The 25,760-nt window shown below is 41.8% G+C and carries 21 protein-coding genes and 1 other annotated feature; all 21 genes read left to right on the top strand.

Features of this window, described 5'->3' with window-relative positions:
* Positions 1-144 precede the first annotated feature (144 nt).
* The 21 genes from ACTNB8_RS09060 (at position 145) to ACTNB8_RS08960 (ending at position 25,718) form a co-directional block, all read left to right on the top strand.
* Positions 145-3,903 (top strand): phosphoribosylformylglycinamidine synthase, encoded by a 3,759-nt coding sequence (locus tag ACTNB8_RS09060; RefSeq protein ID WP_441054010.1) that lies wholly within the window; start codon positions 145-147, stop codon positions 3,901-3,903.
* Positions 3,904-4,318: 415 nt separating this feature from the next.
* Positions 4,319-6,280 (top strand): threonine--tRNA ligase, encoded by a 1,962-nt coding sequence (gene thrS, locus ACTNB8_RS09055; protein WP_441054008.1) that lies wholly within the window; start codon positions 4,319-4,321, stop codon positions 6,278-6,280.
* A gap of 124 nt (positions 6,281-6,404) precedes the next feature.
* On the top strand, positions 6,405-7,256 hold the full coding sequence (locus ACTNB8_RS09050) for a sigma-E processing peptidase SpoIIGA (RefSeq protein ID WP_441054006.1): 852 nt from the start codon (positions 6,405-6,407) through the stop codon (positions 7,254-7,256).
* A 12-nt stretch (positions 7,257-7,268) separates the two neighbouring features.
* Entirely contained in the window at positions 7,269-7,997 is a 729-nt protein-coding gene (sigE, locus tag ACTNB8_RS09045; RefSeq protein ID WP_441054004.1) for an RNA polymerase sporulation sigma factor SigE, read from the top strand.
* Between the two features lie 73 nt (positions 7,998-8,070).
* The gene (locus ACTNB8_RS09040; RefSeq protein ID WP_441054002.1) at positions 8,071-8,799 is read left to right on the top strand and encodes an N-acetylmuramoyl-L-alanine amidase; all 729 of its coding nucleotides are present in this window, start codon (positions 8,071-8,073) and stop codon (positions 8,797-8,799) included.
* A 143-nt stretch (positions 8,800-8,942) separates the two neighbouring features.
* Positions 8,943-10,931: a hypothetical protein gene (locus tag ACTNB8_RS09035; RefSeq protein WP_441054000.1), complete on the top strand. Its 1,989-nt coding sequence runs from the start codon at positions 8,943-8,945 to the stop codon at positions 10,929-10,931.
* On the top strand, positions 10,918-13,170 hold the full coding sequence (locus tag ACTNB8_RS09030) for a DUF2298 domain-containing protein (RefSeq protein WP_441053998.1): 2,253 nt from the start codon (positions 10,918-10,920) through the stop codon (positions 13,168-13,170). Before ACTNB8_RS09035 ends, ACTNB8_RS09030 begins: the two co-directional genes overlap by 14 nt.
* A complete protein-coding gene (locus ACTNB8_RS09025; protein ID WP_441053996.1) occupies positions 13,167-13,376 on the top strand; it encodes a hypothetical protein in 210 nt (69 codons plus the stop codon). The genes ACTNB8_RS09030 and ACTNB8_RS09025 overlap by 4 nt, the downstream gene beginning before the upstream one ends.
* A 36-nt stretch (positions 13,377-13,412) precedes the next feature.
* Entirely contained in the window at positions 13,413-13,586 is a 174-nt protein-coding gene (locus ACTNB8_RS09020; protein ID WP_441053994.1) for a hypothetical protein, read from the top strand.
* Positions 13,587-13,681: 95 nt separating this feature from the next.
* Positions 13,682-14,263: an HD domain-containing protein gene (locus ACTNB8_RS09015; protein ID WP_441053992.1), complete on the top strand. Its 582-nt coding sequence runs from the start codon at positions 13,682-13,684 to the stop codon at positions 14,261-14,263.
* A 31-nt stretch (positions 14,264-14,294) separates the two neighbouring features.
* Entirely contained in the window at positions 14,295-15,344 is a 1,050-nt protein-coding gene (locus tag ACTNB8_RS09010) for an L-threonylcarbamoyladenylate synthase (protein WP_441053990.1), read from the top strand.
* Positions 15,345-15,370: 26 nt separating this feature from the next.
* On the top strand, positions 15,371-15,832 hold the full coding sequence (gene rpiB, locus ACTNB8_RS09005; protein ID WP_441053988.1) for a ribose 5-phosphate isomerase B: 462 nt from the start codon (positions 15,371-15,373) through the stop codon (positions 15,830-15,832).
* 75 nt (positions 15,833-15,907) lie between these two features.
* Complete coding sequence (locus ACTNB8_RS09000) at positions 15,908-16,402, top strand: deoxycytidylate deaminase (RefSeq protein WP_441053986.1); 495 nt, start codon at positions 15,908-15,910, stop codon at positions 16,400-16,402.
* 13 nt (positions 16,403-16,415) lie between these two features.
* On the top strand, positions 16,416-18,506 hold the full coding sequence (locus tag ACTNB8_RS08995) for an LTA synthase family protein (RefSeq protein ID WP_441053984.1): 2,091 nt from the start codon (positions 16,416-16,418) through the stop codon (positions 18,504-18,506).
* 89 nt (positions 18,507-18,595) lie between these two features.
* Positions 18,596-18,805: a binding site (T-box leader), on the top strand.
* 110 nt (positions 18,806-18,915) lie between these two features.
* On the top strand, positions 18,916-20,349 hold the full coding sequence (gene proS / locus ACTNB8_RS08990) for a proline--tRNA ligase (RefSeq protein WP_441053982.1): 1,434 nt from the start codon (positions 18,916-18,918) through the stop codon (positions 20,347-20,349).
* A 1-nt stretch (position 20,350) separates the two neighbouring features.
* Positions 20,351-21,670: a CCA tRNA nucleotidyltransferase gene (locus ACTNB8_RS08985; protein WP_441053980.1), complete on the top strand. Its 1,320-nt coding sequence runs from the start codon at positions 20,351-20,353 to the stop codon at positions 21,668-21,670.
* A gap of 82 nt (positions 21,671-21,752) precedes the next feature.
* Positions 21,753-22,736, top strand: coding sequence for a CotS family spore coat protein (locus tag ACTNB8_RS08980; RefSeq protein ID WP_441053978.1), 984 nt, complete (start codon positions 21,753-21,755; stop codon positions 22,734-22,736).
* Positions 22,737-22,835: 99 nt separating this feature from the next.
* Positions 22,836-24,569 (top strand): phospho-sugar mutase, encoded by a 1,734-nt coding sequence (locus ACTNB8_RS08975; protein WP_441053977.1) that lies wholly within the window; start codon positions 22,836-22,838, stop codon positions 24,567-24,569.
* Positions 24,570-24,582: 13 nt separating this feature from the next.
* Positions 24,583-24,990 (top strand): MazG nucleotide pyrophosphohydrolase domain-containing protein, encoded by a 408-nt coding sequence (locus tag ACTNB8_RS08970; RefSeq protein ID WP_441053975.1) that lies wholly within the window; start codon positions 24,583-24,585, stop codon positions 24,988-24,990.
* Positions 24,991-25,109: 119 nt separating this feature from the next.
* A complete protein-coding gene (locus ACTNB8_RS08965; protein WP_441053973.1) occupies positions 25,110-25,385 on the top strand; it encodes an HU family DNA-binding protein in 276 nt (91 codons plus the stop codon).
* A gap of 93 nt (positions 25,386-25,478) precedes the next feature.
* A complete protein-coding gene (locus tag ACTNB8_RS08960; RefSeq protein ID WP_296157172.1) occupies positions 25,479-25,718 on the top strand; it encodes an RNA-binding S4 domain-containing protein in 240 nt (79 codons plus the stop codon).
* The last annotated feature ends 42 nt before the right edge of the window (positions 25,719-25,760 follow it).

Below are 25,760 nucleotides of genomic sequence, written 5' to 3'. Positions count from 1 at the left end.
AAGATATATTAATTTTACTAATGATATTTCCTATGATACTATAAAAACGATAATGAAACAAGTGTTACTGTACAATCCGTTCACAGTTACACAAGTAACAGATAAAAGAATACATTCAAAATACTGGAAAGGAGTTTGTTTTTTATGAGTAACGTAAGACGCGTTTATGTAGAAAAGAAACCAGCCTATGCCGTACAGGCAAAAGAGTTAAAGCATGAGATCAGCAGTTATCTGGGAATCAAAGATGTAACAGGAGTCAGAGTGCTGATTCGCTACGATGTGGAAAATATTTCTGATGAAGTTTTTGAAAAAGCATGCAAAACCGTATTTGCTGAACCGCCAGTAGATGATCTTTATCTGGAGAAATTTGATGCTGCAGAAGGTTTACATATCTTTTCTGTAGAATATCTGCCGGGACAGTTTGATCAGAGAGCTGATTCAGCTGTTCAGTGCGTACAGTTCCTTGACGGGGATGCACAGCCGATCATTCGCTCTGCAACAACTTATGTAATCGAGGGCAAAATCGCAGATGAAGAATTTGAAGCCATCAAACACCACTGCATCAACCCTGTAGATTCCAGAGAAACAGGTCTTGAAAAACCGGAAACACTGGTAACTGTATTCCCGGAACCGGAAGATGTAAAGATCTTTGACGGATTTAAAGATATGGCAGAAGCAGATCTTAAGAATCTTTATGAGTCTCTGAATCTTGCCATGACATTTAAAGATTTTTTGCATATTCAGAAATATTTTAAGAATGAAGAAAAACGTGATCCTTCCATGACAGAAATTCGTGTACTGGATACGTACTGGTCAGATCACTGCCGTCATACTACTTTCTCTACAGAACTTACAGATGTGAAGTTTGATGAGGGTGATTATAAAGAACCAATTGTAAATACATATAAGAAATACCTCGCTGACAGAGAAGTTATTTATAAAGGACGTGACGATAAATTTGTTTGCCTGATGGATCTTGCCCTGATGGCAATGAAGAAGCTGAAAGCTGAAGGCAAACTTGCTGACCAGGAAGAATCCGATGAGATCAATGCCTGCAGTATTGTAGTACCTGTTGATGTAGATGGTAAGGAAGAAGAGTGGCTCATCAACTTTAAGAATGAGACTCATAACCATCCTACAGAAATTGAACCATTTGGTGGTGCAGCTACCTGTCTTGGAGGTGCAATACGTGACCCGCTTTCAGGACGTACTTATGTATATCAGGCAATGCGTGTAACAGGTGCGGCAGATCCGACTGTTTCTGTAAAAGAAACTCTGAAAGGCAAGCTTCCGCAGAAAAAACTGGTAAGAAGTGCTGCTCATGGATACAGTTCCTATGGAAACCAGATTGGTCTTGCTACCGGTTATGTAAAAGAAGTTTATCATCCGGATTATGTTGCCAAACGTATGGAGATCGGAGCTGTTATGGGCGCTGCCCCAAGACGTGCAGTTATCCGTGAAAACTCAGATCCGGGAGATATCATTATTCTTCTTGGAGGACGTACAGGTCGTGACGGTATCGGCGGTGCTACAGGTTCTTCAAAGGTTCACACGGAGGCTTCCATCGAAGTCTGCGGTGCAGAAGTCCAGAAAGGTAATGCACCGACAGAACGTAAGATCCAGCGTATGTTCAGACGTGAGGAAGTCAGCCACATCATTAAGAAATGTAACGATTTTGGTGCAGGCGGTGTATCTGTTGCAATCGGCGAACTGGCAGATGGACTTCGCGTAGATCTTGATAAAGTTCCCAAAAAATATGCAGGTCTTGACGGAACAGAAATTGCTATTTCCGAATCGCAGGAACGTATGGCTGTTGTTGTAGATCCGAAAGATGTGGATACTTTCCTTGGATATGCAAATGAAGAAAATCTGGAAGCTATTCCTGTAGCTGTTGTCACAGAGGAACCACGCCTTGTGCTCAGCTGGAGAGGCAAAGAAATTGTAAATATCTCCAGAGCATTCCTGGATACAAACGGTGCACATCAGGAGACAGCTGTTGAAGTGGAAATTCCGAATAAAGAAGGAAATCTTTTTGAAGAACGTCCTGATGTAACAGATGTAAAGGCAAAATGGATGGAAACACTTGCTGACCTGAATGTATGCTCACAGAAAGGTCTTGTGGAAATGTTCGATGGTTCTATCGGGGCGGGAAGTGTATTCATGCCTTACGGCGGTCAGTATCAGCTGACTGAAACACAGAGCATGGTCGCAAAAGTTCCGGTACAGAACGGAAAAACTGATACAGTGACTATGATGAGTTATGGATTTGATCCGTATCTTTCTTCCTGGAGTCCATATCACGGAGCAGCCTATGCTGTGACAGAATCTGTTGCAAGAATCGTAGCAACAGGTGGTGATTATAAGAAGATTCGATTCACTTTCCAGGAATATTTCCGCCGTATGACAGAAGAACCGAAGAGATGGAGTCAGCCGTTCTCCGCACTTCTCGGTGCATATGCTGCACAGATGGGATTCGGTCTTCCTTCTATTGGTGGTAAAGACAGTATGTCCGGTACTTTCAATGAAATCGATGTACCACCAACACTGGTATCTTTTGCTGTAGACGTGGCAAAAATCCAGGATGTGATCACACCGGAACTGAAAAAAGCCGGAAACAAACTGGTATGGCTTCGAGCACCAAAAGATCAGTACGATCTGCCGGATTATGCAGGAATCATGGAACAGTATGAAAAACTTCACAATGATATCCAGGCCGGAAAAGTTGTTTCTGCATATGCACTGGATCGCCATGGTATTGCAGCAGCAGTTTCCAAGATGGCATTTGGCAATGCTCTTGGGGTAAAGATTGAGCATAACCTGGATCCGGGAGATTTCTTTGCACCAGGATTTGGTGACATCATTATGGAAGTTCCGGCAGATAAAGTGGGTGAGCTTTCTATTACATACACACTGATCGGTGAAGTTACAGATGATGGTGAATTCTCCTACGGAAATACTGTAATTACAGAAGCTGAGGCAGTGGAAGCATGGAAAGGAACTCTGGAAAAAGTATTCAAAACCGTTTCCGGTGAAGAAAACGAAAAGCCGGCTAAAGACGATCTGTATCACGCAGAAAACATCTATGTATGCAAACACAAAGTAGCAAAACCGCGTGTATTTATTCCTGTATTCCCGGGAACAAACTGTGAATATGACAGCACAAAAGCATTTGAACGTGCAGGTGCAGAAGTAGATGTAAAAGTATTTAAAAACCTTACAGCAGAAGATATTCATGATTCTGTGGAACTTTTTGAAAAGGCCATTGATCAGGCTCAGATCATTATGTTCCCAGGTGGATTTTCAGCAGGTGATGAACCGGATGGATCAGCCAAATTCTTTGCAACTGCATTCCAGAACGCAAAGATCAAAGAAGCAGTTATGAAACTGATAGGTGAAAGAGACGGTCTTGCACTTGGTATCTGTAACGGATTCCAGGCTCTTATCAAACTTGGTCTTGTACCATATGGTGAGATCTGCGGACAGAAAGAAGATTCTCCGACACTGACATTTAATACTATTGGACGCCATATTTCCAAGATGGTATATACGAAAGTTGTCAGCAACAAATCTCCATGGCTTCAGAAAGCACAGCTTGGCGGTGTATACTGCAATCCGGCATCTCATGGTGAAGGACGTTTCGTTGCTAATGATGAATGGCTTAAAAAACTTTTCGAAAACGGACAGGTTGCAACCCAGTATGTAACTCCAACCGGAGAATTAAGTGCAGATGAAGAATGGAACGTAAATGGTTCCTACATGAACATCGAAGGTATCACAAGTCCTGACGGACGTATCCTTGGTAAGATGGCACACAGCGAACGTCGCGGTGACGGTGTGGCTGTAAATATTTACGGACAGCAGGATATCCAGATCTTTGAGTCTGGTGTTGAATACTTTAAATAAACCAAACAGGCAGCGGTTGTTGAATTTTCTGACACGGCTAATTGGTCTTACCAATACGAAAAATAGTCATTGACAAAAAAGAAACCTACGGCTATAATGTGAAACAGAATAAATAAAGAAACACGTTGAAGAGAAGAGTAAACTGTGAAATGTTCCAGAGAGAGGCGCATTAGCTGGAAGTGTCTTAGCAGGAAACAGTGGAAGACCATCTCTGAGTGGCCCTAATCCGGTCCGGTGATTCCGTTATCATCTTATAAGAGTGGCTGATTTTTGTTTATTAAAGAACAGAGACAGCAAGCAGGGTGGAACCGCGAGTAATATCGTCCCTTACAGTGCAGAGATGTATTGTAAGGGACTTTTTTTCGTCCCTGTAGAAACTTACTATTTTTTATTCAAACATAAAGGAGTTCAAATTATGATCATCACATTAAAAGACGGATCCAAAAAAGAATATTCTGAAGCAAAATCCGTAATCGACATTGCTTATGACATCAGCGAGGGACTGGCACGTGCAGCGTGTGCCGGAGAAGTAAACGGAGAAGTTGTAGATCTTCGTACTGTACTTGACAAAGACTGCGAGCTGAACATTCTTACAGCAAAAGATGAAAAAGGCCTGGCTGTTCTCCGTCATACAGCATCTCATGTACTTGCCCAGGCAGTGCAGAATCTGTATCCGGAAGCAAAAGTTGCCATCGGACCTTCTATTGATACAGGATTTTATTATGACTTTGCTCACGAATCATTCTCTCGTGAAGACCTTGATGCAATCGAAAAAGAAATGAAGAAGATCATCAAGAAAGGTGCGAAGATCGAGCGCTTTACAAAATCCAGAGAAGATGCAATCGCATACTTCAAAGAGAAAAACGAACCTTATAAAGTAGAACTGATCGAAGATCTTCCGGAAGGAGAAGAAATTTCCTTCTATTCACAGGGAGACTGGACAGATCTCTGTGCCGGACCACACCTGATGAGTGTAAAAGGAGTAAAAGCATTTAAACTTCTTTCTTCTTCCAGTGCTTACTGGAGAGGCAGCGAAAAGAATGCAATGCTGACTCGTATCTACGGAACAGCATATGCTACAAAAGATGAACTGAAAGAACATCTGGAGCAGATGGAAGAAGCCAAGAAACGTGACCATAACAAACTTGGCCGTGAGATGAAAATCTTTACAACTGTAGATGTTATCGGACAGGGTCTTCCTCTGATCATGCCAAACGGTGTTATCATGATGCAGGAACTGCAGAGATGGATCGAAGATGAAGAGACAAAACGTGGTTATGTAAGAACAAAGACACCTCTTATGGCAAAGAGCGATCTGTACAAGATTTCCGGACACTGGGATCATTACAAAGATGGCATGTTTGTTCTGGGTGATGAAGAGACAGAGAAAGAGGTATTTGCGCTTCGTCCTATGACATGTCCGTTCCAGTATTATGTATACAAAGCAGAACAGCACAGTTACCGTGATCTTCCGCTTCGTTATGGTGAAACCTCCACATTGTTCCGTAATGAGGATTCCGGTGAGATGCATGGTCTGACACGAGTTCGTCAGTTTACTATTTCCGAAGGACATCTGATTGTAAGACCTGACCAGATGGTAAAAGAATTTAAAGACTGTATCGCACTTGCACAGTATTGCCTGCAGGTTCTGGGTGTTGAAGAAGATGTAACTTACCATCTTTCCAAATGGGATCCGAACAACAGAGAAAAATATATCGGCGAGCCGGAAGTTTGGAATGAGACAGAAGAACATATCCGTCAGATGCTGGAAGAACTGAATATTCCGTTTACAGAAGATGTAGGAGAGGCAGCTTTCTATGGACCGAAGGTAGATATTAATGCAAAGAACGTTTACGGAAAAGAAGATACAATGATCACAATCCAGTGGGATGCTCTTCTGGCTGAACAGTTTGATATGTATTATATTGATGAAAACGGAGACAAAAAACGTCCTTATATTATTCATCGTACATCTATGGGCTGCTATGAAAGAACTCTTGCATGGCTTATTGAAAAATATGCAGGTATGTTCCCAACATGGCTGTGTCCGGAACAGGTTCGTATCATTCCTATTTCTGAGAAATTCAATGACTATGCTTCCAAAGTAGAGGCACAGCTGAAAGAAGAAGGAATCCGCTGTTCTGTAGACGGCCGTTCCGAAAAAATGGGATACAAGATCCGTGAAGCACGTCTGGAAAGAGTTCCTTACATGCTGGTTGTCGGAGCTAAAGAGGAAGAAGAAGGAAAGGTATCTGTAAGAAGCCGTTATCTTGGAGATGAAGGTATGAAAGACCTTGGCGAGTTCATTGGAGCACTGAAAGAAGAAATCAAAAACAAAACAATCCGCAAGATAGAAGTGCAGGAAGAAAACAAATAATGTCGAAGAATCACGAGAAATTCTGGTAATTCGATACCCGTTTTTGACAAAATCTGCGCCCCCTGTCACCTATAATGAGTTCACTTACCAAAGTGAAGGATTTACAGGTCACAGGGGGCTTTTTATGTATCAGAAAGTATACATAGATATTGTATTTGTCACAAATCTTCTGATGGATTATTTCCTTCTCAGACTTGTGGGTATGCTTCTTAGATGCAGAACGGGCAGACGAAGATGTATGGCAGCGGCAGTAACCGGAGCTCTTTTTTCCTGTTTTGTACTATATATACCGGTTAAACAGGTACCGCTGGCACCCGTACTTCTGCATGGGTTCTGCGCTCTTGGAATGGTACGGATCAGTTATGGGATTCGTCAGGGATCGCTTCTGGCAAAAGCACTTCTTATGCTGTATCTGACTGCATTTCTGTGCGGAGGATTCTGGGAAGCGTTGTCAGAAGGAAAGGAGCTTACCATCGGACTCTTTCTTTTATCCGCCGGCTGTACATATATTGGACTTGGGACGCTTGCACTGATCGGTGATTCTGTGCGGGCATACCGAAAGCAGATATACCCGGTTACACTTAAATATCAGGGAAAGAGCTGTTCAGTCTATGGCTTTTATGATACGGGAAATCTTCTCAGTGATCCCTTAAGTGGAATGCCGGTTTCCGTAGCAGAACCGGAAATCCTTAAAAGTATACTTTCGGAAGAACTGACAGACAGACTGCTGTGTTTCAGAGAAAAACCTGAAGAGCTGAAATGTACAGAGATTGCCGGGCTGAAGCCGCATTTTCTGTCCTGTAAGACAATAGGGCAGGGAGAACAGCTGATGCTGGCAGTCACATTGGAGAATCTTTGTATTCAGACTCCCAGAAAAGTAATCTCTGTATCAGATCCGATACTGGCATTTGCCCTGGAACCTTTTGCTTTGGGAAGTGAGTACAAGGTACTGATTAATTCCAGATTATTGCATTAGGAGGGGCGGATTATGTCAAGATCAGCAGCAGTAGATTATCATACTTTCCCGGTGTTTCAGAGGATTGTTCTTTCAAGATCGAAGGAGCTTTATTATATTGGTGGCAGTGATATTCTTCCGGCGCCACTGGAGCCGAAAAGAGAGGCTTATGTGATCAGCAAGCTGAATACGGATCAGGAGCAGGAGGCCAGATCCATACTGATTGAGCATAATTTAAGACTGGTTGTCTATATAGCCAAGAAATTTGACAATACAGGTGTAGGAGTGGAGGATCTGATCTCAATCGGGACGATCGGACTGATCAAAGCAATCAATACATTTAACCCTGTAAAAAATATAAAGCTTGCAACGTATGCCTCGCGATGTATAGAAAATGAAATTCTCATGTATCTTCGCCGGAACAGCAAGACAAGGATGGAAGTTTCCATAGATGAACCACTGAATGTGGACTGGGATGGAAACGAACTGCTTCTTTCAGATATTCTTGGGACGGATGATGATGTGATATCAAGGAAGCTGGAAGATGAGGCAGAGATATCACTTCTGGGAAAAGCTATCAGTAAACTTACGCCTCGTGAACAGACAATTATCCGCCTGAGATTTGGACTGAATAATGCAGAGGGGGAAGAAAAAACACAGAAAGAAGTGGCAGACCTCCTTGGTATATCGCAGTCTTATATTTCACGCCTTGAAAAGCGGATCATGAAACGTCTGAAAAAAGAAATTGTGAAATATGAATAATATATTTTACAGACTGATAATAGAAGCATAAACAGCATATACATAAAGAGAATATGCTTAAGGGCGTGCCGGCGTGAAAACAAAAAAATATCTTATAGAACTGAGCATGGCCTGTCTGTTGATAATATCCTTTTATTATCTGTCCAGACAGGCAGCATCTGTATCAGCAGTAATGTCTGCAAATGATCATACAGCTTTAGGTTCCCGAAAAAAAATAGCCATAGATGCCGGACATGGGGGAGCAGATCCTGGAATGATAGGCTGTGATGGCATCGAAGAAAAGGGAATCAATCTTCAGATTGCACTTAAATTAAAAACAATTCTGGAAGATACAGGACAGTACAGTATTATTATGACACGAGAGAAGGACGAAGGACTTTATGAAACAGATGCTGTAAACAAAAAGGTTCAGGATATGCAGAAACGGATTGCACTTCTGGCAGAGCAGACTCCTTTACTTACAGTAAGTATCCACCAGAACAGTTACCAGGATCCGGCGGTCTGCGGGCCGCAGGTCTTTTATTATGAGTCATCGCTTCAGGGAAAGCTTCTTGCCGAAAAAATACAGAGCAGCCTGAATGAAAAACTGGAAGTAAAACGCCCGAGGAAAATAAAGGCAAATACCAGCTATTATCTTCTGAAAAGGAGTAAAGGCGTTCTTGTGATCGTTGAATGTGGATTTCTGACAAATCCGGAAGAGGCTGCACTTCTGCAGAAAGAAGAATACCAGGAAAAAATATCAGAGGCTGTTGCAGATGGAATTATGGAATACATAAACAGTTCTCAGGAAAATAAAATATAAATAGTAACTGTTCACAGGTAATATCCCGCGAGGTGTTTTGCCATAAATATGGAAATACTGTGAATTTCCGAGATATACTTTGCCAGCAGCGGTTCCTTTTGGTATACTGAAGGTGAAAAACTGAAGATATGCAGGAGTACATTATGTTAGGAATTATATATCTTATATTGTGTATTTTGATCGGCAGAGAGCTGATCATGATTTTTCTGCCTCCGACAGATTCCGGATGTGGCTGTAATCGCATCTGGATCATATCTGCGGGGGCTTTTGGTGTGGGAGTGCTGGTACTTGGCTGGGGAACGTATATGGTATCCTGGGCATTCAGCGCAGCAGGTGGACAGAATCCGCTTTTTCTGGGAAACCTCATTATAATGGGATTTTCCATGGTACTGCTTATAATGCTGTACTGGAAACGCTATAGGAAAACAGGAAAGATATTTGGAAAAAATGAGGGAAAACTGGTCAGTGACAGTAAACTTCTGAAAAAAGAGATGATCTTTGCCTCCATTCTGACAGCGTTTCTTATATGGATCATGTTTTATGTATTTTATATACATAAAGACATATTATATATGGGATATACGGTATATGGGGATTATGCACCGCATACAGCAATGATGCGGTCATTTTCCATGGGAAATAACTTCCCTACAGAATATCCTCACTTTGGAGGACAGGATGTAAAATACCATTTTATGTTTCAGTTCTTTGTAGGTAATCTGGAATATCTGGGACTCCGCATGGACATTGCGTATAATATTGCAAGCGTTCTCGGACTGGCCGGTTTTCTGATGATCTTATATAATATCGCACGCAGACTGACGGGAAGTATGGGAGCCGGAATGCTGAGTGTTATATTTTTCTTTTTCAGAAGCGCATTTACATTTTTCAGATTTGCATGGGAGCATATTCAGACAGGAGATCTTTTACAGACTCTGAAAGACAATACTTCTTTTATTGGATATACGACCAGTGAAGACTGGGGACTCTGGAATTTTAATGTATATCTGAATCAGAGACACCTGGGGTATGTCCTTCTTCTTGTCGCTCTCGTTGTATGGTTTTATCTGGACTGGATGGAAGCAGGTGCTGATCATCCGGAAAAAGGTCTCCACTGGCTGAAGAACCGGATTTTTACTGTGGAAGCATGGAAAAGCCGTAATCTTGAAAGTGCGCTGATGGCAGGTATGATACTGGGACTTGCAACTTTCTGGAATGGTGCGGCTGTTATCGGGGGACTTCTTATCCTGTTTGGGTTTGCTGTTTTTTCAGATGGAAAGGCTGACTATGCAGTGACTGCGTTTACTGCTGTTTTGTTCTCTGTTCTGCAGGCGAAAATTTTTATCTGGGGAAGTGCTGTTGAAACTACTTTTTACTGGGGATTTCTCTCAGAAGATAAGAGCATGAAAGGTGTGGTGTGGTACCTGCTCCAGATGAGCGGCATCTTTTTCCTGGGAATTATTATTCTCCTGATCGTGCTCAGAAAGAGAACACAGAGAATTGCACTTTTCAGCTTCTTTATTCCGGTGATTTTTGCATTTACCATATCCATGACACCGGATATTACAGTAAACCACAAGTATCTGATGATATCCTATGCATTTATGACTGTCTTCTGGGCATGGGCAGTTGTCAGATTATTTCACAGAATAATTGTCGGAAAAGTTCTGGCAGTGGTTCTTGCATTCTGTCTGACTGTTACAGGTATTTATGATTTTGTAGTCATATTGAAGGATAATGATCCGGGACACAGAGTTACTGTAAATATGGACAGTGCACTGACACGGTGGCTGGCAGATAATCTGACCCATGATGATCTGATACTTACACCGGAGTACAGCGTTAATGAAGTTACAATGTCAGGGGTGATGATGTATATGGGCTGGCCTTATTATGCGTGGTCTGCCGGATATGATACATACAGCCGGGCTGATAAGGCAAAAATCATTTATACAATAACAGATGCGGACGAGATAAAACAGCTTGTAAAGCAGGAAAAAATTACGTATATTTTATATCAGGATGGAATGGAATATGAAGGACTGACGTGCAGGGAAGAAACGATAGCAGATACGTATCCGATGGTATATCAGTCAGAAGACGGGGGAATCAGAATTTATGAAACCAGATAAAGCTAGAAATTATATTATGAAAACAGTTCCGGCAATAGCACTGGTGCTGTTGTCTGCCTATCTGCTGAAAGGAGATGTATGGACATTCTGGACATGGTATCTTCTGGCAGCAGTGCTTGGATTTTTTGCAATGCCGGTAACAGGAAGACTGTTTCGGGGATTTGAAGACAAAGGATGGATGTTTTCCAAAGTTCTTGCTGTAGCAGTAACCGGGTTTATTACGTGGTTTCTTGTATCAGTTAAGTTTTTGCCATTTACAACTGTATCATGCGTCGGAGTCACTGTTGTATGCGTAATACTTGCAGTTATTTTTCATGAAAGTGAACGTAAGAATGGATTTGAAAGTCTTCCTCTGAACAAAATTAATCTTATTTATATGGAAGAACTTCTGTTTTTTGCGTTTTTCCTTATGTGGACTTATTTTGCCGGTTTTCATCCAGCAGCATATGGAACTGAGAAATTTATGGATTATGGTTTCATGGAAGCAATGATGAGGAGTAAAACTCTTCCTGCAACAGACCTCTGGTATTCGGAGGGAAAAATCAACTATTATTATGGCGGTCAGTATTTTGCAGTATTTCTCACGAAACTGTCCGGCACAAAAGTAGAAATGACTTATAATCTGATGCGTACATTTGTGGCAGGACTTGCTTTCAGTCTGCCGTGTTCACTTGTGCGTCAGATGGTTGTTGACAGACTGAAAAAACAGAGAAAAGGATGGAAAAAAGTTCTTCCTGAGATCAGCGGCATACTGGCAGGAATTTCGGTTTCTGTTGCAGGAAACATGCATTATGTTATTTATGCGCAGATTATTCCGTTTATTCAGAAACTTAAAGGTCAGGAAGTGGACAGTTACTGGTTTCCAGATGCTACAAGATATATAGGTTTTAACCCTGTAAATGATGCAGACAAAACAATTCACGAGTTTCCCTGCTATTCTTTTGTGCTGGGCGATCTGCATGCACATGTGGTAAATATTATGTTTGTGCTGCTTCTGCTTGGACTTCTGTATTCCTTTATGAAACGCATGAGAAACAGAAAATATTTATCGGAAATCAGTGAGAAACATACATTCTGGAAAAAACAGCTTCTTCACCCACAGATTATTGCGTTCGCAGCACTGCTTGGAATGTTTCACTGGACAAACTACTGGGATTTTATCATTTATTTTGTTGTTACAGGCGGTGTGGTACTGTTCATGAATATTATCTGTCTGGAAGGCCGCGCGAAGTGGGTGATTCTTGTAACAGCTGCACAGGCAGTGGAAGTACTTGCAATTGCCACTGTCATTATAATGCCGTTTACTCTGCAGTTTGAGACAATGGTACAGGGTGTGGGGATTGCTCAGCATCATTCCCTTCCTCATCAGCTTCTTGTTCTTTGGGGGCTTCCGGCGATACTTACCGTAATTTATGTGGTTGCCCTTCTTGTGGAGAAACTTAAGGTTTCAGAGAACAGGTCTCTTTACAGATTATTTATTTCCGTTGATCTGCCGGATCTTTTTTCAGTGATCATGGGACTCTGTGCCATTGGTCTTGTGGCTATCCCGGAACTCGTTTATGTACGTGATATCTATGAAAATGGGAATGCGCGTGCAAATACAATGTTCAAGCTTACATATCAGGCGTACATCATGTTTGGAATGACTATGATATATGTGATCTTTCGACTGCTTGTGGTCTGCAGAAAGAAAATACTGAAAGTGGCAGCGGTGATCGGACTTGCGCTGTTTGTGTGGACCTGTGGCTATTTTGGTAACAGTGTTGATGCCTGGTTTGGAAAAGTCTGGAATCCGTCAGAGTATAAGGGACTGAATGCAACAGCTTTTCTGGAAACAGATTTTATTGAAGATGTGAAGGGAATCCAATGGCTGAAAGATAATATCAAAGACTCTCCTGTAGTTCTTGAGGCAAATGGCGACAGTTATACAAATTATGAAAGAGTATCTGCCATGACAGGACTTCCGACAATACTGGGCTGGTATGTACATGAATGGCTCTGGAGAAACGATGTGGCAGATCTTAATGCCAAATCACAGGAAGTTGAGAACATATATACTTCCACAGATCAGGCAGAAGTACAGAAACTGCTGGAAGAATATGATGTTTCTTATGTCTTTATTGGTTCCTGTGAAAGGGAAAAATATGGAGAAAACCTGAACAGTAATCTTTTGAAATCCCTTGGCGAAGTTGTATTCCAGGATCCTGATTATGATACTTGTATTGTAAAGATAAAATGATGGATGAATATCAGAAAAAAATAAACGAATTGAATAAGGAGCCGGATGAAAAAAAATTATGGAACTGTATCGTGGCTTTTCAGGGGTATCCTTTTGAGACTGTTTCAGGACTTCCGTTCAGTTACACGTTGAAAAGAGGAAGGAACGGAGAACTGACAAAAGAACTCTGGGTGGACAGGCGTGAAAACAGCAAAAGCCTTGCATAGAGTTCTGTACGTCTGGCATTTCAGAATGTGCTGAAAATGAGACAGAAGCAGGGAAATGGAAAAGCAGTACTGATCAGCAGGCCGAAGGCACTCGGTGATATCAGAGGAGTTTCATATATCTGCCCACTGTTCAGCCATTTTGGACTGATCAGTATTGAACCTTCCTTAAAAAAGAAAAAAAGTTCTTCCGGTGATACAACAGTTGTATAATCGTAAGAAATACACTATAATAACGAAGAAACAGAAATGTCTCATGTTACTGTGAACTATATAAGCATTTCTAAGAATGGTCAGGAGGGCATGTCATGAGCAGATTAAACAATCTTTATAAAAAAATGGTTGAGTTTTACAGAGGCGATCCTGCCAGAATTCAGCACTTTGTAAAAGTACACAGTTTTGCAAAGCTGATCGGGGAAGAAGAACATATTGATGAGAAAACACTTTATATTCTGGAAGCCGCAGCTTATGTTCATGATATCGGCATACGAATTTCCATGGAAAAATACGGAAAACAGAACGGAATGTTACAGGAACAGGAAGGACCGGCTGAAGCCGAAAAGATGATGAAACAGCTGGGATTTGATCCTGATGTGATTGAGAGAGTTTCTTATCTTGTGGGACATCATCACACATATACAGATATAAAGGGAATCGATTATCAGATTCTTGTGGAAGCTGATTTTCTTGTGAATTATTTCGAGGATAATATGTCTGCTGAGACTGTAAAAAAGAGTGTGGACAAGATATTCAGAACAGAAACCGGCCGGCATATTGCAGAAGAAATGTTTTTCCCGCGTACATTTGAAATGTCTGAGACCTGGGCACAGGATAATATTCAGGAACTGGATGATTTCATAGAATCCCAGGGAATCTATATCCGGCAGTAAAAAAGAGACAGTATGAGAGGAAGCAGAGAAAATGAGAGCTGAAGTTGTGGCTATGGATGCAGAGCATCTGGATATGGAAGCCATCAGAAAAGCAGGAGATATTTTGAAGTCAGGAGGCCTTGTGGCTTTTCCTACTGAAACCGTATATGGCCTTGGCGGGAATGCACTCGACCCGGAGGCTTCACGAAAGATATATGCAGCCAAGGGAAGACCGTCAGACAATCCGCTGATCGTTCATATCGCAGATATTGACAAACTGGATGAGATTACATCCGGTGTACCTGAAAAAGCGAGAATTTTGGCCGAAAAATACTGGCCGGGTCCTCTGACCATGATACTTAACAAAGCAGATATTGTACCGAAAGAAACTACCGGAGGACTTGAGAGCGTGGCGGTCCGTTTTCCGAGCGACAGGATCGCACAGGAATTGATCCGGGCAGGAGGAGGCTTTGTGGCGGCTCCCAGTGCCAATACTTCGGGACGTCCTAGTCCGACAATGTCAGAACATGTAGAAGAGGATTTGGGCGATGCAATAGATATGATCATAGACGGGGGTCAGGTAGGAATCGGTCTGGAATCTACAATTGTAGATTTTACGGAGGAAATCCCGGTAGTTTTAAGACCTGGATATATTTCACTGGAAATGCTTCAGGAAACACTTGGTGAAGTCAGAATGGATAAAGGCCTTCTGATCACTGACAGCAAAGTCAGACCGAAGGCACCTGGAATGAAATACAGACATTATGCACCAAGAGCAGATCTGTCAATTGTCGAGGGATCGGAAGAAGATGTGATCGCAATGATTAACCGTCTGACTGAGGAAGCCGAGGCAAAAGGCGAAAAAGTAGGAATCATTGCTACTGATGAAACAGAGAGTCTGTATGTGGGCGGCGATGTGCGCAGTATCGGAAGCAGAGAGGAAGAAGAGACGATTGCACATCATCTGTATGAAGTACTGAGAGATTTTGACAGCGATGATGTAAATGTGATTTATTCGGAGGCATTTTATACTCCAAGAATGGGGCAGGCTATTATGAACCGTCTTCTTAAGGCGGCGGGGCATAAAATCATAAAAGCATAAAGCATGAAAACACAGGAGGAATCAAAATGATAGCATTAGGATGTGACCATGGCGGTTATGAACTGAAACAGGAGGTTATCAAATATCTTGAAGAACACAATCTGGAATATCAGGATTTCGGATGTGACAGCACAGAATCTACGGATTATCCAATTTATGCAAAAAGAGTTGCAATTGCTGTTCAGAATGGTGACTGTGAAATAGGTATTCTGATCTGTGGAACCGGTATCGGAGTATCTATCACTGCAAACAAATTCCAGGGAATCCGCGCAGCACTTTGTTCAGACTGCTTCAGTGCCGAAGCAACACGTCTTCATAATAATGCCAATATTCTGGCAATGGGAGCAAGAGTAGTAGGTCCCGGACTTGCACTGAAAATTGTAGATACTTTCCTGAATACACCGTTTTCGGAGGAAGAACGACATATCAGAAGAATCAAACAGATCGAAGAAGATACTGACATTGCAGATGCAAAGCCGGAAATCTGATCTGTAAATTACATTTGATCATTCAATGGCAGCCCGGGAAACAGGCTGCCATTAACAAAAGAGAGGGGAATTCTGATGGAAACACATAATCAGAAAAGAAGTGACTATATTTCATGGGATGAATATTTTATGGGAGTTGCCATGCTTTCCGGAATGCGCTCCAAAGATCCGAATTCTCAGGTGGGGGCATGTATTGTAAGTCAGGATAACAAAATTCTGTCTATGGGGTATAATGGATTTCCCATCGGATGTTCAGATGATGAATTTCCATGGGTACGTGAAGGCAACCCACTGGATACAAAGTATCTGTATGTGACGCACAGTGAACTGAATGCCATTCTGAATTACAGGGGAGGAAGTCTGGAGGGAGCAAAATTATATGTTTCGCTTTTCCCATGTAATGAATGTGCAAAAGCGATCATACAGTCCGGAATAAAAACTGTTGTATATGACAGTGACAAATACGAACATACACCATCTGTGATTGCCTCCAAGCGCATGTTGGATGCAGCTGGTGTTCGTTATTATAAATATAAAAGAACAGGAAGAGAAATTAGACTGAAAGTCTGAAAGAGAGGTAGTTTTGGAAAAACAGGATAAAGAAATAAACCGGCCCGGAAAAATCCTCAGGATGTCCGGGCTGGCTATTGGTATAATAATACTTCTGGGGATTGATTTTCTTGTGGTTCGGTCCGCGGAAAAACCGTCAGCAGTGTTTGAGGAAATCGGCAGGATGAAGATGCTCCTACTGTTTATATGTAATCTTATTTTTCTTGCAAGTCTTATTTTCGGAGAAAAAATCTGCAGACTTATTGCGAAGACACGTATATTCAGAGTTATGGAATGGCTCCTGCTCATTCTCACACCGGGTGTTCTGCTTCTGGCAGTACAGATGATCGTAAGCTTCGGGCTTCATAAAACACCGGCAACAGCATCTCTGGCAGGTCTTCTGGAACGTGTGTTGTGGTTTGAACCTGCATATATAATCAAGAACTTAATGTTTTACGGAATTGTGCTTCTGATAATGATCATTATGATCAGAAAGATAAATATCGCCTGTTTTCTGTACAGCTATATCATAGTGATCCTTGCACTAATAAACTTTTATGTGACACAGTTCCGCGGCCAGCCGTTCATGCTTCTGGATATTCTTGGAATGGGGACGGCAGCAGATGTTGTGGGAGGATACAAATTTCAGGTTCCGGTTTATATGGGAATGGTTATCCTCGGTGTCATGACTTTTGCAGATATACAACTGAAATTTCAGAGACTGGAGCTGGGAAAGAAGAGCAGGAAAAATCTCATAGCACGCTGGGCAGGGATTGCTGTTATTGCAGCTGTTCTGGCATTTGCCGTTCCGGTGTGGTGGAAATCTGAAAATGTTCTTCTCTGGAATATCAACAAAGAATATGCAAAAAAAGGTTACCTTTACATGCTGGCAGGCGAGGGAAAATATTTCAGTGTGGAGAAGCCGGAAAATTATTCAACAGAAGCTGTTGATGAGATTACAGAGCAGGCAGAAGAAGAGTATGAACAGAAAGAAAAGACTGACACGAGTACAGTACAGCCGACAAATATCATTATGATCATGAATGAAAGTCTGGCTGATTTTGAAAATGTCGGAGAAATAAAGACAGGCAGTGAGATCCTTCCATTTATCAGAGGTCTGAACCAGAATGTAAAACACGGACAGATTCATGTCCATACATTTGGCGGAGGTACCGCACGTTCAGAATATGAAGCACTTACAGGAAACAGTATGGCATTTCTTCCGGCAGGAAGCGTTCCATATCAGCTTTATGTTCGTGATCCTGAATATGGAATTGCAGATATCCTGAAAGCTCAGGGATATGAGACAATAGCTATGCATCCGAACAGGGCAGATAACTGGAACCGCGCAAAAGTATATCCAAGTATGGGATTTGACCAGTTTATTTCAAAAGAAAACTGGGGCGATCTTTACCGTGACAAAATCCGCCTGTTTGAGTCAGATAAATCAACTTATGATAAGATCATCAGTCTGTATGAAGAAAAAGATGCGGACCAGAAACTGTTCACATTCTGTGTGACAATGCAGAATCACGGCGGATTCGGCATTGATACAAGGGCAGGATATGAACCGACTGTAAAACTGAATTACGATACAGAATATCCTATGGCAGAGACATATCTTTCTCTTGCACGTGAATCAGATTCTGCATTCCAGGGACTTCTGGAATATTTTGAAAAAGTAAAAGAGCCCACAATGATCGTTATGTTCGGAGATCACTGGCCGACTCTTGAAGATTCTTTTTATTCACAGCTCCTCGGGAAAGACAAACAGAATCTTGACCTGGTTGAAAGCCAGATTCTGTATACAACTCCTTATGTAATCTGGACAAACTATCCGTCAGATACGGTGGAAGAAGATATCAGTTCCAATTATCTTGGAAGTTATGTTATGGAACAGGCGGGAGTGGAACTTCCACAGTATCATCAATTTCTTCTGAATCTGAAAGATGAACTTCCGGTGATCGGAGTTGACGCAGTAGAAGATAAGAATGGAAACTGGTATTCTATGGAAAATCTGCCAGAGAAATATCAGAAATTGATGAACGAGTACAGTATTCTTCAGTATAACGGTCAGTTTGAGAAAAAACAGATAAAAGAAAGTGCATTTCAGGTTACAGAATAACAAAGGTTTTGAAATTTACACCCTTGACACAGGTGATTATTTCGCATAATATAAGTATTGATATGTTGCCAGGAATGGCAGTGGATATGTTTACGGCGATGAAGAGAATAGTACATGAGGAACAATCTCAGAGAGAGATCCATATGGTGAGAGGGTCTTGTGCGGGAATCATGGAACCGGCCTCGGAGCTCCATGCAAATGAAGTATGGCGTGTTATCCTGCGTTAAAGGAGTCAGAGAGAGCATTGTAATTAATAGTGCTAACTAGGGTGGTACCGCCGAAGTCCTTCGGTCCCTTTCCGGGATCTGAGGACCTTTTTTAATTTTGTCGGATATTACTCCGTAATGTTCCGATAAATATACTATGAAGTTTTCACCCGGGTGAATAAATTGTAAAAAGGAGAAAGAAAATGGCAAAGAAATTAGTAGAAGCGATTACATCCATGGATGAAGATTTTGCACAGTGGTATACAGACGTTGTTAAAAAAGCAGAACTCTGCGGATATACCAGTGTAAAAGGCTGTATGGCAATCAAACCGGCAGGTTATGCAATCTGGGAAAACATCCAGAAAGAACTTGACCGCAGATTCAAAGAAACCGGTGTACAGAACGTATATATGCCAATGTTTATTCCGGAATCCCTTCTTCAGAAAGAAAAAGATCATGTAGAAGGTTTTGCACCGGAAGTTGCATGGGTAACACATGGCGGACTGAATGAACTTCAGGAACGTCTCTGTGTACGTCCTACATCTGAGACTCTTTTCTGCGATTTTTATCAGAAAGATATCCAGTCTCACAGAGATCTTCCGAAAGTATACAATCAGTGGTGTTCTGTGGTTCGCTGGGAAAAAACAACCCGTCCGTTCCTCCGTTCCAGAGAGTTTTTGTGGCAGGAAGGACATACTGCTCATGCTACAGCAGAAGAAGCAGAAGCAAGAACAATCCAGATGCTGAACCTGTATGCTGATTTCTGTGAAGAAGTTCTGGCAATCCCTGTGGTCAAAGGACAGAAAACAGAAAAAGAAAAATTTGCCGGCGCAGTAGCTACTTATACAATCGAATCCCTGATGCATGACGGAAAAGCACTTCAGTCCGGTACAAGCCATAACTTTGGTGACGGATTTGCAAAAGCATTCGGAATCCAGTATACAGATAAAGACAATACTCTGAAATATGTACATCAGACTTCCTGGGGAATGACCACACGTATGATCGGTGCACTGATCATGGTTCATGGTGACAACAGCGGTCTTGTCCTTCCACCGAGAATTGCACCTGTACAGGCCGTTATTATTCCAATTCAGCAGAGAAAAGAAGGCGTCCTTGAAAAAGCAGATGAGCTTTTTGAAACTCTTAAAGCTGCAGATATCCGTGTGAAAGTTGATGATACAGACAGAAGTCCGGGATATAAATTTGCAGAACAGGAAATGCGTGGAATTCCGGTTCGTATTGAATGCGGTCCGAAAGATATCGAAAACGGTCAGGCTGTTATCTGCCGTCGTGATACAAGAGAAAAATACGTAGTTAAATTTGAAGAACTGGCCGAAAAAGTTCAGGAAGTTCTGGATACAATGCAGAAAGAAATGCTGGAGCGTGCACGCGCACATCGTGATGCCCATACTTATGTAGCAACCAATTACGAAGAGTTCAAAGATACCATCAATAACAAACCTGGATTTGTCAAAGCTATGTGGTGTGGAGATCAGGCATGCGAAGACAAGATCAAAGAAGATGTACAGGCAACTTCCAGATGTATGCCGTTTGAACAGGAACATTTAAGTGATGTCTGCGTATGTTGTGGAAAACCGGCGAAAAAGATGGTTTACTGGGGAAGAGCATATTAATATGAGTCTGACGATTCCTTCCAATGCGGAAAAAATACTTCAAACTTTAGAGGAAAATGGCTATGAGGCATATGTAGTTGGCGGATGCGTCCGTGATTCTATTCTCGGACGTACGCCGGATGACTGGGATATCACTACATCGGCATCTCCGGAACAGGTAAAGAAACTGTTTACACGTACGGTAGACACCGGATTACAGCATGGAACCGTGACAGTCCTTATGGACAGAGAAGGGTACGAAGTTACGACTTACCGTGTAGACGGAGACTATGAAGACGGCCGTCACCCGAAACAGGTGACATTTACTTCAAGTCTGGAAGAAGATCTTAAACGAAGGGATTTTACCATTAATGCCATGGCATATCACCCGGAGAGAGGTCTTGTGGATCTTTTTCACGGTATGGAGGATATGCGGCATAAAGTCATACGCTGTGTAGGCGATCCTATGGAGCGGTTTCAGGAAGATGCACTGAGAATCCTGAGGGCTGTACGTTTTTCCGCACAGCTGGGATTTGTGATCGATGAAAAGACCAGACAGGGAATTACAGCGCTGGCACCGAATCTGAAGAATGTAAGTGCTGAACGAATCCAGACAGAGATGGTAAAACTTCTTGTTTCTCCGCATCCTGATTATTTCAGAATCGCTTATGAGACAGGAATCACAAAAGAGTTTCTGCCAGAATTTGACACCTGTATGGAAACGGAGCAGAATACACCGCACCATTGCTATACTGTAGGAGAACATATTCTTCACAGTCTTGTGCTGGTACGTCCGGACAAAGTTTTGCGTATCACCATGCTTTTGCATGATATTGCGAAACCAGTGATGAGAAAAACTGACGAAAATGGGCGGGATCATTTCAAAATGCACGCACCGGAGGGCGAGAAAATGGCCAAAAATATTCTTCGTCGTCTGAAATTTGATAATGACACCATAAGCAAAGTGTCCAGACTGATAAAGTATCATGACGATCGTCCGATGCCGGAAATGCGTTCGGTGAGAAAAGCAGTCAACCGGATCGGAGAGGAACTTTTTCCTTTGTATCTGGAAGTACAGAAAGCAGATATGCTTGCACAGAGTGATTACAGAAGAGAAGAAAAAACTGCCAGGCTGGAAGGTGTGACAGAATGTTACAACAGGATACTGGAACAGAAACAGTGTGTTTCTATGAAAACTCTTGCCGTATCAGGAAAAGACCTGATTGATGCAGGAATCAGGCCGGGACCTGAAATGGGCAGAATTCTGGGAGAAATGCTGGAACATGTGCTTGAAGTTCCGGAAGACAATACAAAAGAAAGATTGATGAAATTAATAAAATAAAAATACAGGAGATCCTCCTCTGCATTTATTACCGGAATCGGACATAAGATAGAAGGTACAAAATGCAGAGGGGGATTTTTATTTGTATGATTACGGACTCAGTACGCTGGAACAGTATGGATTGACAGCAGATACTTACGGACGCACAAGAGGTGGACTTGTATGCAGGACGGAAAAAGGAGGCGTGATAATAAAAGAGTTTAAAGGCTCAGAGAAAAAACTGGAATATCAGCAGGAACTTCTGGAAAAACTTGCGGAAAAAGGGCACAAAGTAGATGTTTTCCTGAGAAACAGAGAAGGAGAACTGGTAACAAAGGATAGAGACAATATTCCATATACAATACAGAAATGGTTTGACGGAAGAGAATGTGATGCCCGCTCAGAGGAAGATGTACTGAGAAGTGCCGGCAAACTTGCGGAAATCCATCAGGCTATGACGCTGGAAAAAGAATGTGGATATCAGGGGTCGGAACTTGAAAAAGCATATATACGCCATACGCAGGAAATGCGTAAAATCCAAAAATTTATCCGTAAGAAACATCCGTCCTGTGAATTCGAGACAATTTATCTGAACAGAGTGGAAGATTATCTGAAAAGCGCAGAGACAGCTCTTGAGATGCTTAAAAGCTCTGCATTTAAAGAACTTCGAAAAGAAGCCGTTGAAAAATATACAGTCTGTCATGGTGAATATAATCACCATAATGTGGTTATTTTCAAAGATGATATGGCAGTGACTAATTTCAACAGATGGAATCTGGACATCCAGGCAGGGGATCTTTATCATTTCATGAGAAAAATTCTTGAAAAGCATAACTGGGACTGTGTGCTTGGAGAAGAAATGCTCAGGGCCTATCATGCAAAAAAGAAAATATCCAGAGAAGAATGGGAATATCTGAGAATTCGTTTTATGTATCCTGACAAATTCTGGAAGCTTGCGGACTATTATTATACTCACAGTAAAGTCTGGATCTCATCAAAAAATACGGAAAAACTAAGAAATCTGATCAGCCAGAAAAAACTCTGGGATAATTTTGCAGAGAAGTGCTTTGAAAGATACCCGTTCTGATAAAGCCTCTTTATTTTTGAACATAAAAGGTGTATAATAAACAATCATAATCGGTGTGGATCCGCACCGGAAAATTAATGTACAGGGAGGTATTTCAGTATGGATTACAAAGATGTTTATGAGCAGTGGCTCGCAAACCCATACTTTGATGAAGCTACCAAAGAAGAATTAAAGAACATTGCATCAGATGAAAATGAAATCAAAGAACGTTTTTATATGGATCTGGAATTTGGTACAGCAGGTCTTCGTGGTATTATCGGAGCAGGTACAAACCGGATGAACATTTATGTTGTCAGAAGAGCAACCCAGGGACTGGCAAATTATATCGCAAAAGTTGACAAGAAATCACAGGGTGTTGCAATTGCCTATGATTCCCGTCATATGTCTCCTGAATTTGCACAGGAAGCAGCTCTCTGCCTGGCAGCAAACGGCATCAAGGCATATATCTTTGAATCTCTGAGACCGACACCTGAACTTTCCTTTGCAGTACGTCATCTCGGCTGTGCGGCAGGTATCAATGTGACAGCGAGCCATAACCCGCCGGAATACAACGGATACAAAGTTTACTGGGAAGACGGTGCACAGATCACACCACCTCATGATACAGGTATTATGGGAGAGGTTAAAGCAATCTCCGACTGGAATACTGTGAAGACCATGGACAAGGCTGAAGCAGAAAAAGCAGGTCTTTTCCAGGTGATCGGTAAAGAAGTAGATGATGCTTATATCGCAGAACTGAAGAAACAGGTACTCCATATGGATGCCATCAAAGCAGAAGGAAAGAATCTCAAGATCGTATATTCACCGCTTCATGGAACCGGTAATATTCCTGCAAGAAGAATCCTTAAAGAACTTGGATTTGAGAATGTATATGTTGTCAAGGAACAGGAACTTCCTGATGGAGACTTCCCGACAGTTAGTTATCCGAACCCTGAAGCTGCAGAAGCCTTTGAACTCGGTCTAAAACTTGCAAAAGAAGTAGATGCAGACCTTGTACTGGCAACAGACCCTGATGCAGACCGCCTTGGAGTTCGTGTAAAGGACAAAAACGGTGAGTATCATGATCTCACAGGAAATATGTCAGGCTGCCTTCTTGCAAACTATGAGATCAGCCAGAAAAAAGCCGTAAACGGAAGCCTTCCGGAAGATGGTGCACTGATCAAGACAATCGTTACAACAAATCTTGCAGATGCAATCGCAAAGGGCTACGGCGTAAAACTTATCGAAGTTCTTACAGGATTTAAATTTATCGGACAGCAGATCCTCGGATTTGAAAAAAGCGGAAAGGGATCCTATCTTTTCGGATTTGAAGAAAGTTATGGTTGCCTGATCGGTACATATGCAAGAGACAAGGATGCTATCGTGGCAACTATGGCACTCTGTGAGGCAGCTGCATATTATAAGACTCAGGGCAAGACATTATGGGATGCAATGATCGAAATGTATGAGCAGTTCGGTTACTACAAGGACGCAATCCAGTCTGTTACAATGAAGGGTATCGAAGGACTGCAGAAAATCCAGGAAATCATGAATTCTCTGCGCGAAAATCCTCCGAAAGAGTTTGCAGGACATGCGGTAACAGCAGTAAGAGATTACAAGGCAGATACAATTAAAGACCTTGCAACAGGTGAAGTAAAACCAACAGGTCTTCCGAATTCCAACGTTCTCTACTATGAACTGACAGATGATGCATGGGTATGTGTCCGTCCGTCCGGAACAGAACCAAAAGTTAAATTCTATTATGGTGTCAAGGGAACTTCTCTGGAAGATGCAGATGAAAAATCCGAGATCATGGGTAAAGCTGTCCTTGCGATGGTTGATGCAATGAAATAAATCAGGCCGGATTATGCAGGAATTTGATGAATTTGTAGAAACAGTCAGAGAAATTCGTAAAAATTGTCCATGGGACAGCATACAGACACATGAAAGCCTGAAACAGTACCTTATGGAAGAGTCCGGTGAGGTTCTTGAAGGAATCGACCGGATGAAGCGGGGGGAAGGAAGCGATAATCTCTGTGAAGAGCTTGGTGATGTACTTTTTCAGATAGTGCTTCACAGCGTCATTGCAGAAGAGGAAGGCTGCTTTAACTTAGAAGATGTTATTTCAGGTGTTACCTCAAAGATGAAATTTCGCCATCCTAAAATCTTTTCACCGGAGGATAAAGAAGCAGCAACATTATCCTGGGAAGAACTGAAGCGTTATGAAAAAAGCAGAAAACTTCAAGAATCCAATGTGTCGAAAACAAGGCATTAATAAGGTGGAAAAGCCTTGACAATTTGACATAAAAGGTATATAAATATTTAATAGCGTGCATATGCCGGGAAGCATAACGCAATAAATTAGAATGAGAGTATTTTAGAGGAGGAAACACCATGAATAAAACAGAATTAGTAGCAGCTATGGCGAAAGAAACAAACCTTTCCAAGAAAGACGTTGAGGCAGTTTTAAAATCTTTCACCGATGTTGTAGCATCCGAATTAAAAAAAGGTGAAAAAATCCAGTTAGTCGGTTTTGGTACATTTGAGGTTAGCGAAAGAGCAGCAAGAGAAGGAAGAAATCCTCAGACTGGAGAAACAATGACAATTGCAGCTTCCAAGGCTCCTAAATTCAAAGCTGGTAAAGCTCTGAAAGATATGGTAAACGAATAATCTGTGAATGTTTAAAGAAAATCTGGAGGAACCTGAGTGTTCCTCCTTTTTTTAATCTGAAACAGATTATTAAGCAGTCAGATGGAGGAAATTATGCGCCTGGATAAATTTTTAAAAGTGTCCCGCCTGATCAAAAGAAGAACAGTGGCAAACGAAGCCTGTGATGCAGGACGTGTCCTGGTCAACGATAAACCTGCGAAGGCTTCCGCTTCAGTTAAGGCAGGAGATAAAATCGAAATTCAGTTTGGCAGTAAAGCAGTAAAAGTTGAAGTACTTGATGTAAAAGAAACTGTCCGTAAAGAAGAAGCGGAGAATCTTTTCCGTTATCTTTAAATGTCTATTTAACCGGTCTCTCACATAAATTATCAGTAAATG

This window comes from Blautia sp. HCP28S3_G10 (genome assembly GCF_052065235.1).
Lineage (GTDB): Bacteria > Bacillota > Clostridia > Lachnospirales > Lachnospiraceae > Blautia_A.
This window is presented reverse-complemented; position numbering and strand designations above follow the sequence as displayed.

What these genes read in the sequence shown, in the direction of transcription:
- ACTNB8_RS09060 (WP_441054010.1), top strand. Translation starts at nt 145, where the DNA reads ATGAGTAACGTAAGACGCGTTTATGTAGAAAAGAAACCAGCCTATGCC.
- thrS (WP_441054008.1), top strand. Translation starts at nt 4,319, where the DNA reads ATGATCATCACATTAAAAGACGGATCCAAAAAAGAATATTCTGAAGCA.
- ACTNB8_RS09050 (WP_441054006.1), top strand. Translation starts at nt 6,405, where the DNA reads ATGTATCAGAAAGTATACATAGATATTGTATTTGTCACAAATCTTCTG.
- sigE (WP_441054004.1), top strand. Translation starts at nt 7,269, where the DNA reads ATGTCAAGATCAGCAGCAGTAGATTATCATACTTTCCCGGTGTTTCAG.
- ACTNB8_RS09035 (WP_441054000.1), top strand. Translation starts at nt 8,943, where the DNA reads ATGTTAGGAATTATATATCTTATATTGTGTATTTTGATCGGCAGAGAG.
- ACTNB8_RS09030 (WP_441053998.1), top strand. Translation starts at nt 10,918, where the DNA reads ATGAAACCAGATAAAGCTAGAAATTATATTATGAAAACAGTTCCGGCA.
- ACTNB8_RS09025 (WP_441053996.1), top strand. Translation starts at nt 13,167, where the DNA reads ATGATGGATGAATATCAGAAAAAAATAAACGAATTGAATAAGGAGCCG.
- ACTNB8_RS09020 (WP_441053994.1), top strand. Translation starts at nt 13,413, where the DNA reads ATGAGACAGAAGCAGGGAAATGGAAAAGCAGTACTGATCAGCAGGCCG.
- ACTNB8_RS09015 (WP_441053992.1), top strand. Translation starts at nt 13,682, where the DNA reads ATGAGCAGATTAAACAATCTTTATAAAAAAATGGTTGAGTTTTACAGA.
- ACTNB8_RS09010 (WP_441053990.1), top strand. Translation starts at nt 14,295, where the DNA reads ATGAGAGCTGAAGTTGTGGCTATGGATGCAGAGCATCTGGATATGGAA.
- rpiB (WP_441053988.1), top strand. Translation starts at nt 15,371, where the DNA reads ATGATAGCATTAGGATGTGACCATGGCGGTTATGAACTGAAACAGGAG.
- ACTNB8_RS09000 (WP_441053986.1), top strand. Translation starts at nt 15,908, where the DNA reads ATGGAAACACATAATCAGAAAAGAAGTGACTATATTTCATGGGATGAA.
- proS (WP_441053982.1), top strand. Translation starts at nt 18,916, where the DNA reads ATGGCAAAGAAATTAGTAGAAGCGATTACATCCATGGATGAAGATTTT.
- ACTNB8_RS08985 (WP_441053980.1), top strand. Translation starts at nt 20,351, where the DNA reads ATGAGTCTGACGATTCCTTCCAATGCGGAAAAAATACTTCAAACTTTA.
- ACTNB8_RS08975 (WP_441053977.1), top strand. Translation starts at nt 22,836, where the DNA reads ATGGATTACAAAGATGTTTATGAGCAGTGGCTCGCAAACCCATACTTT.
- ACTNB8_RS08970 (WP_441053975.1), top strand. Translation starts at nt 24,583, where the DNA reads ATGCAGGAATTTGATGAATTTGTAGAAACAGTCAGAGAAATTCGTAAA.
- ACTNB8_RS08965 (WP_441053973.1), top strand. Translation starts at nt 25,110, where the DNA reads ATGAATAAAACAGAATTAGTAGCAGCTATGGCGAAAGAAACAAACCTT.
- ACTNB8_RS08960 (WP_296157172.1), top strand. Translation starts at nt 25,479, where the DNA reads ATGCGCCTGGATAAATTTTTAAAAGTGTCCCGCCTGATCAAAAGAAGA.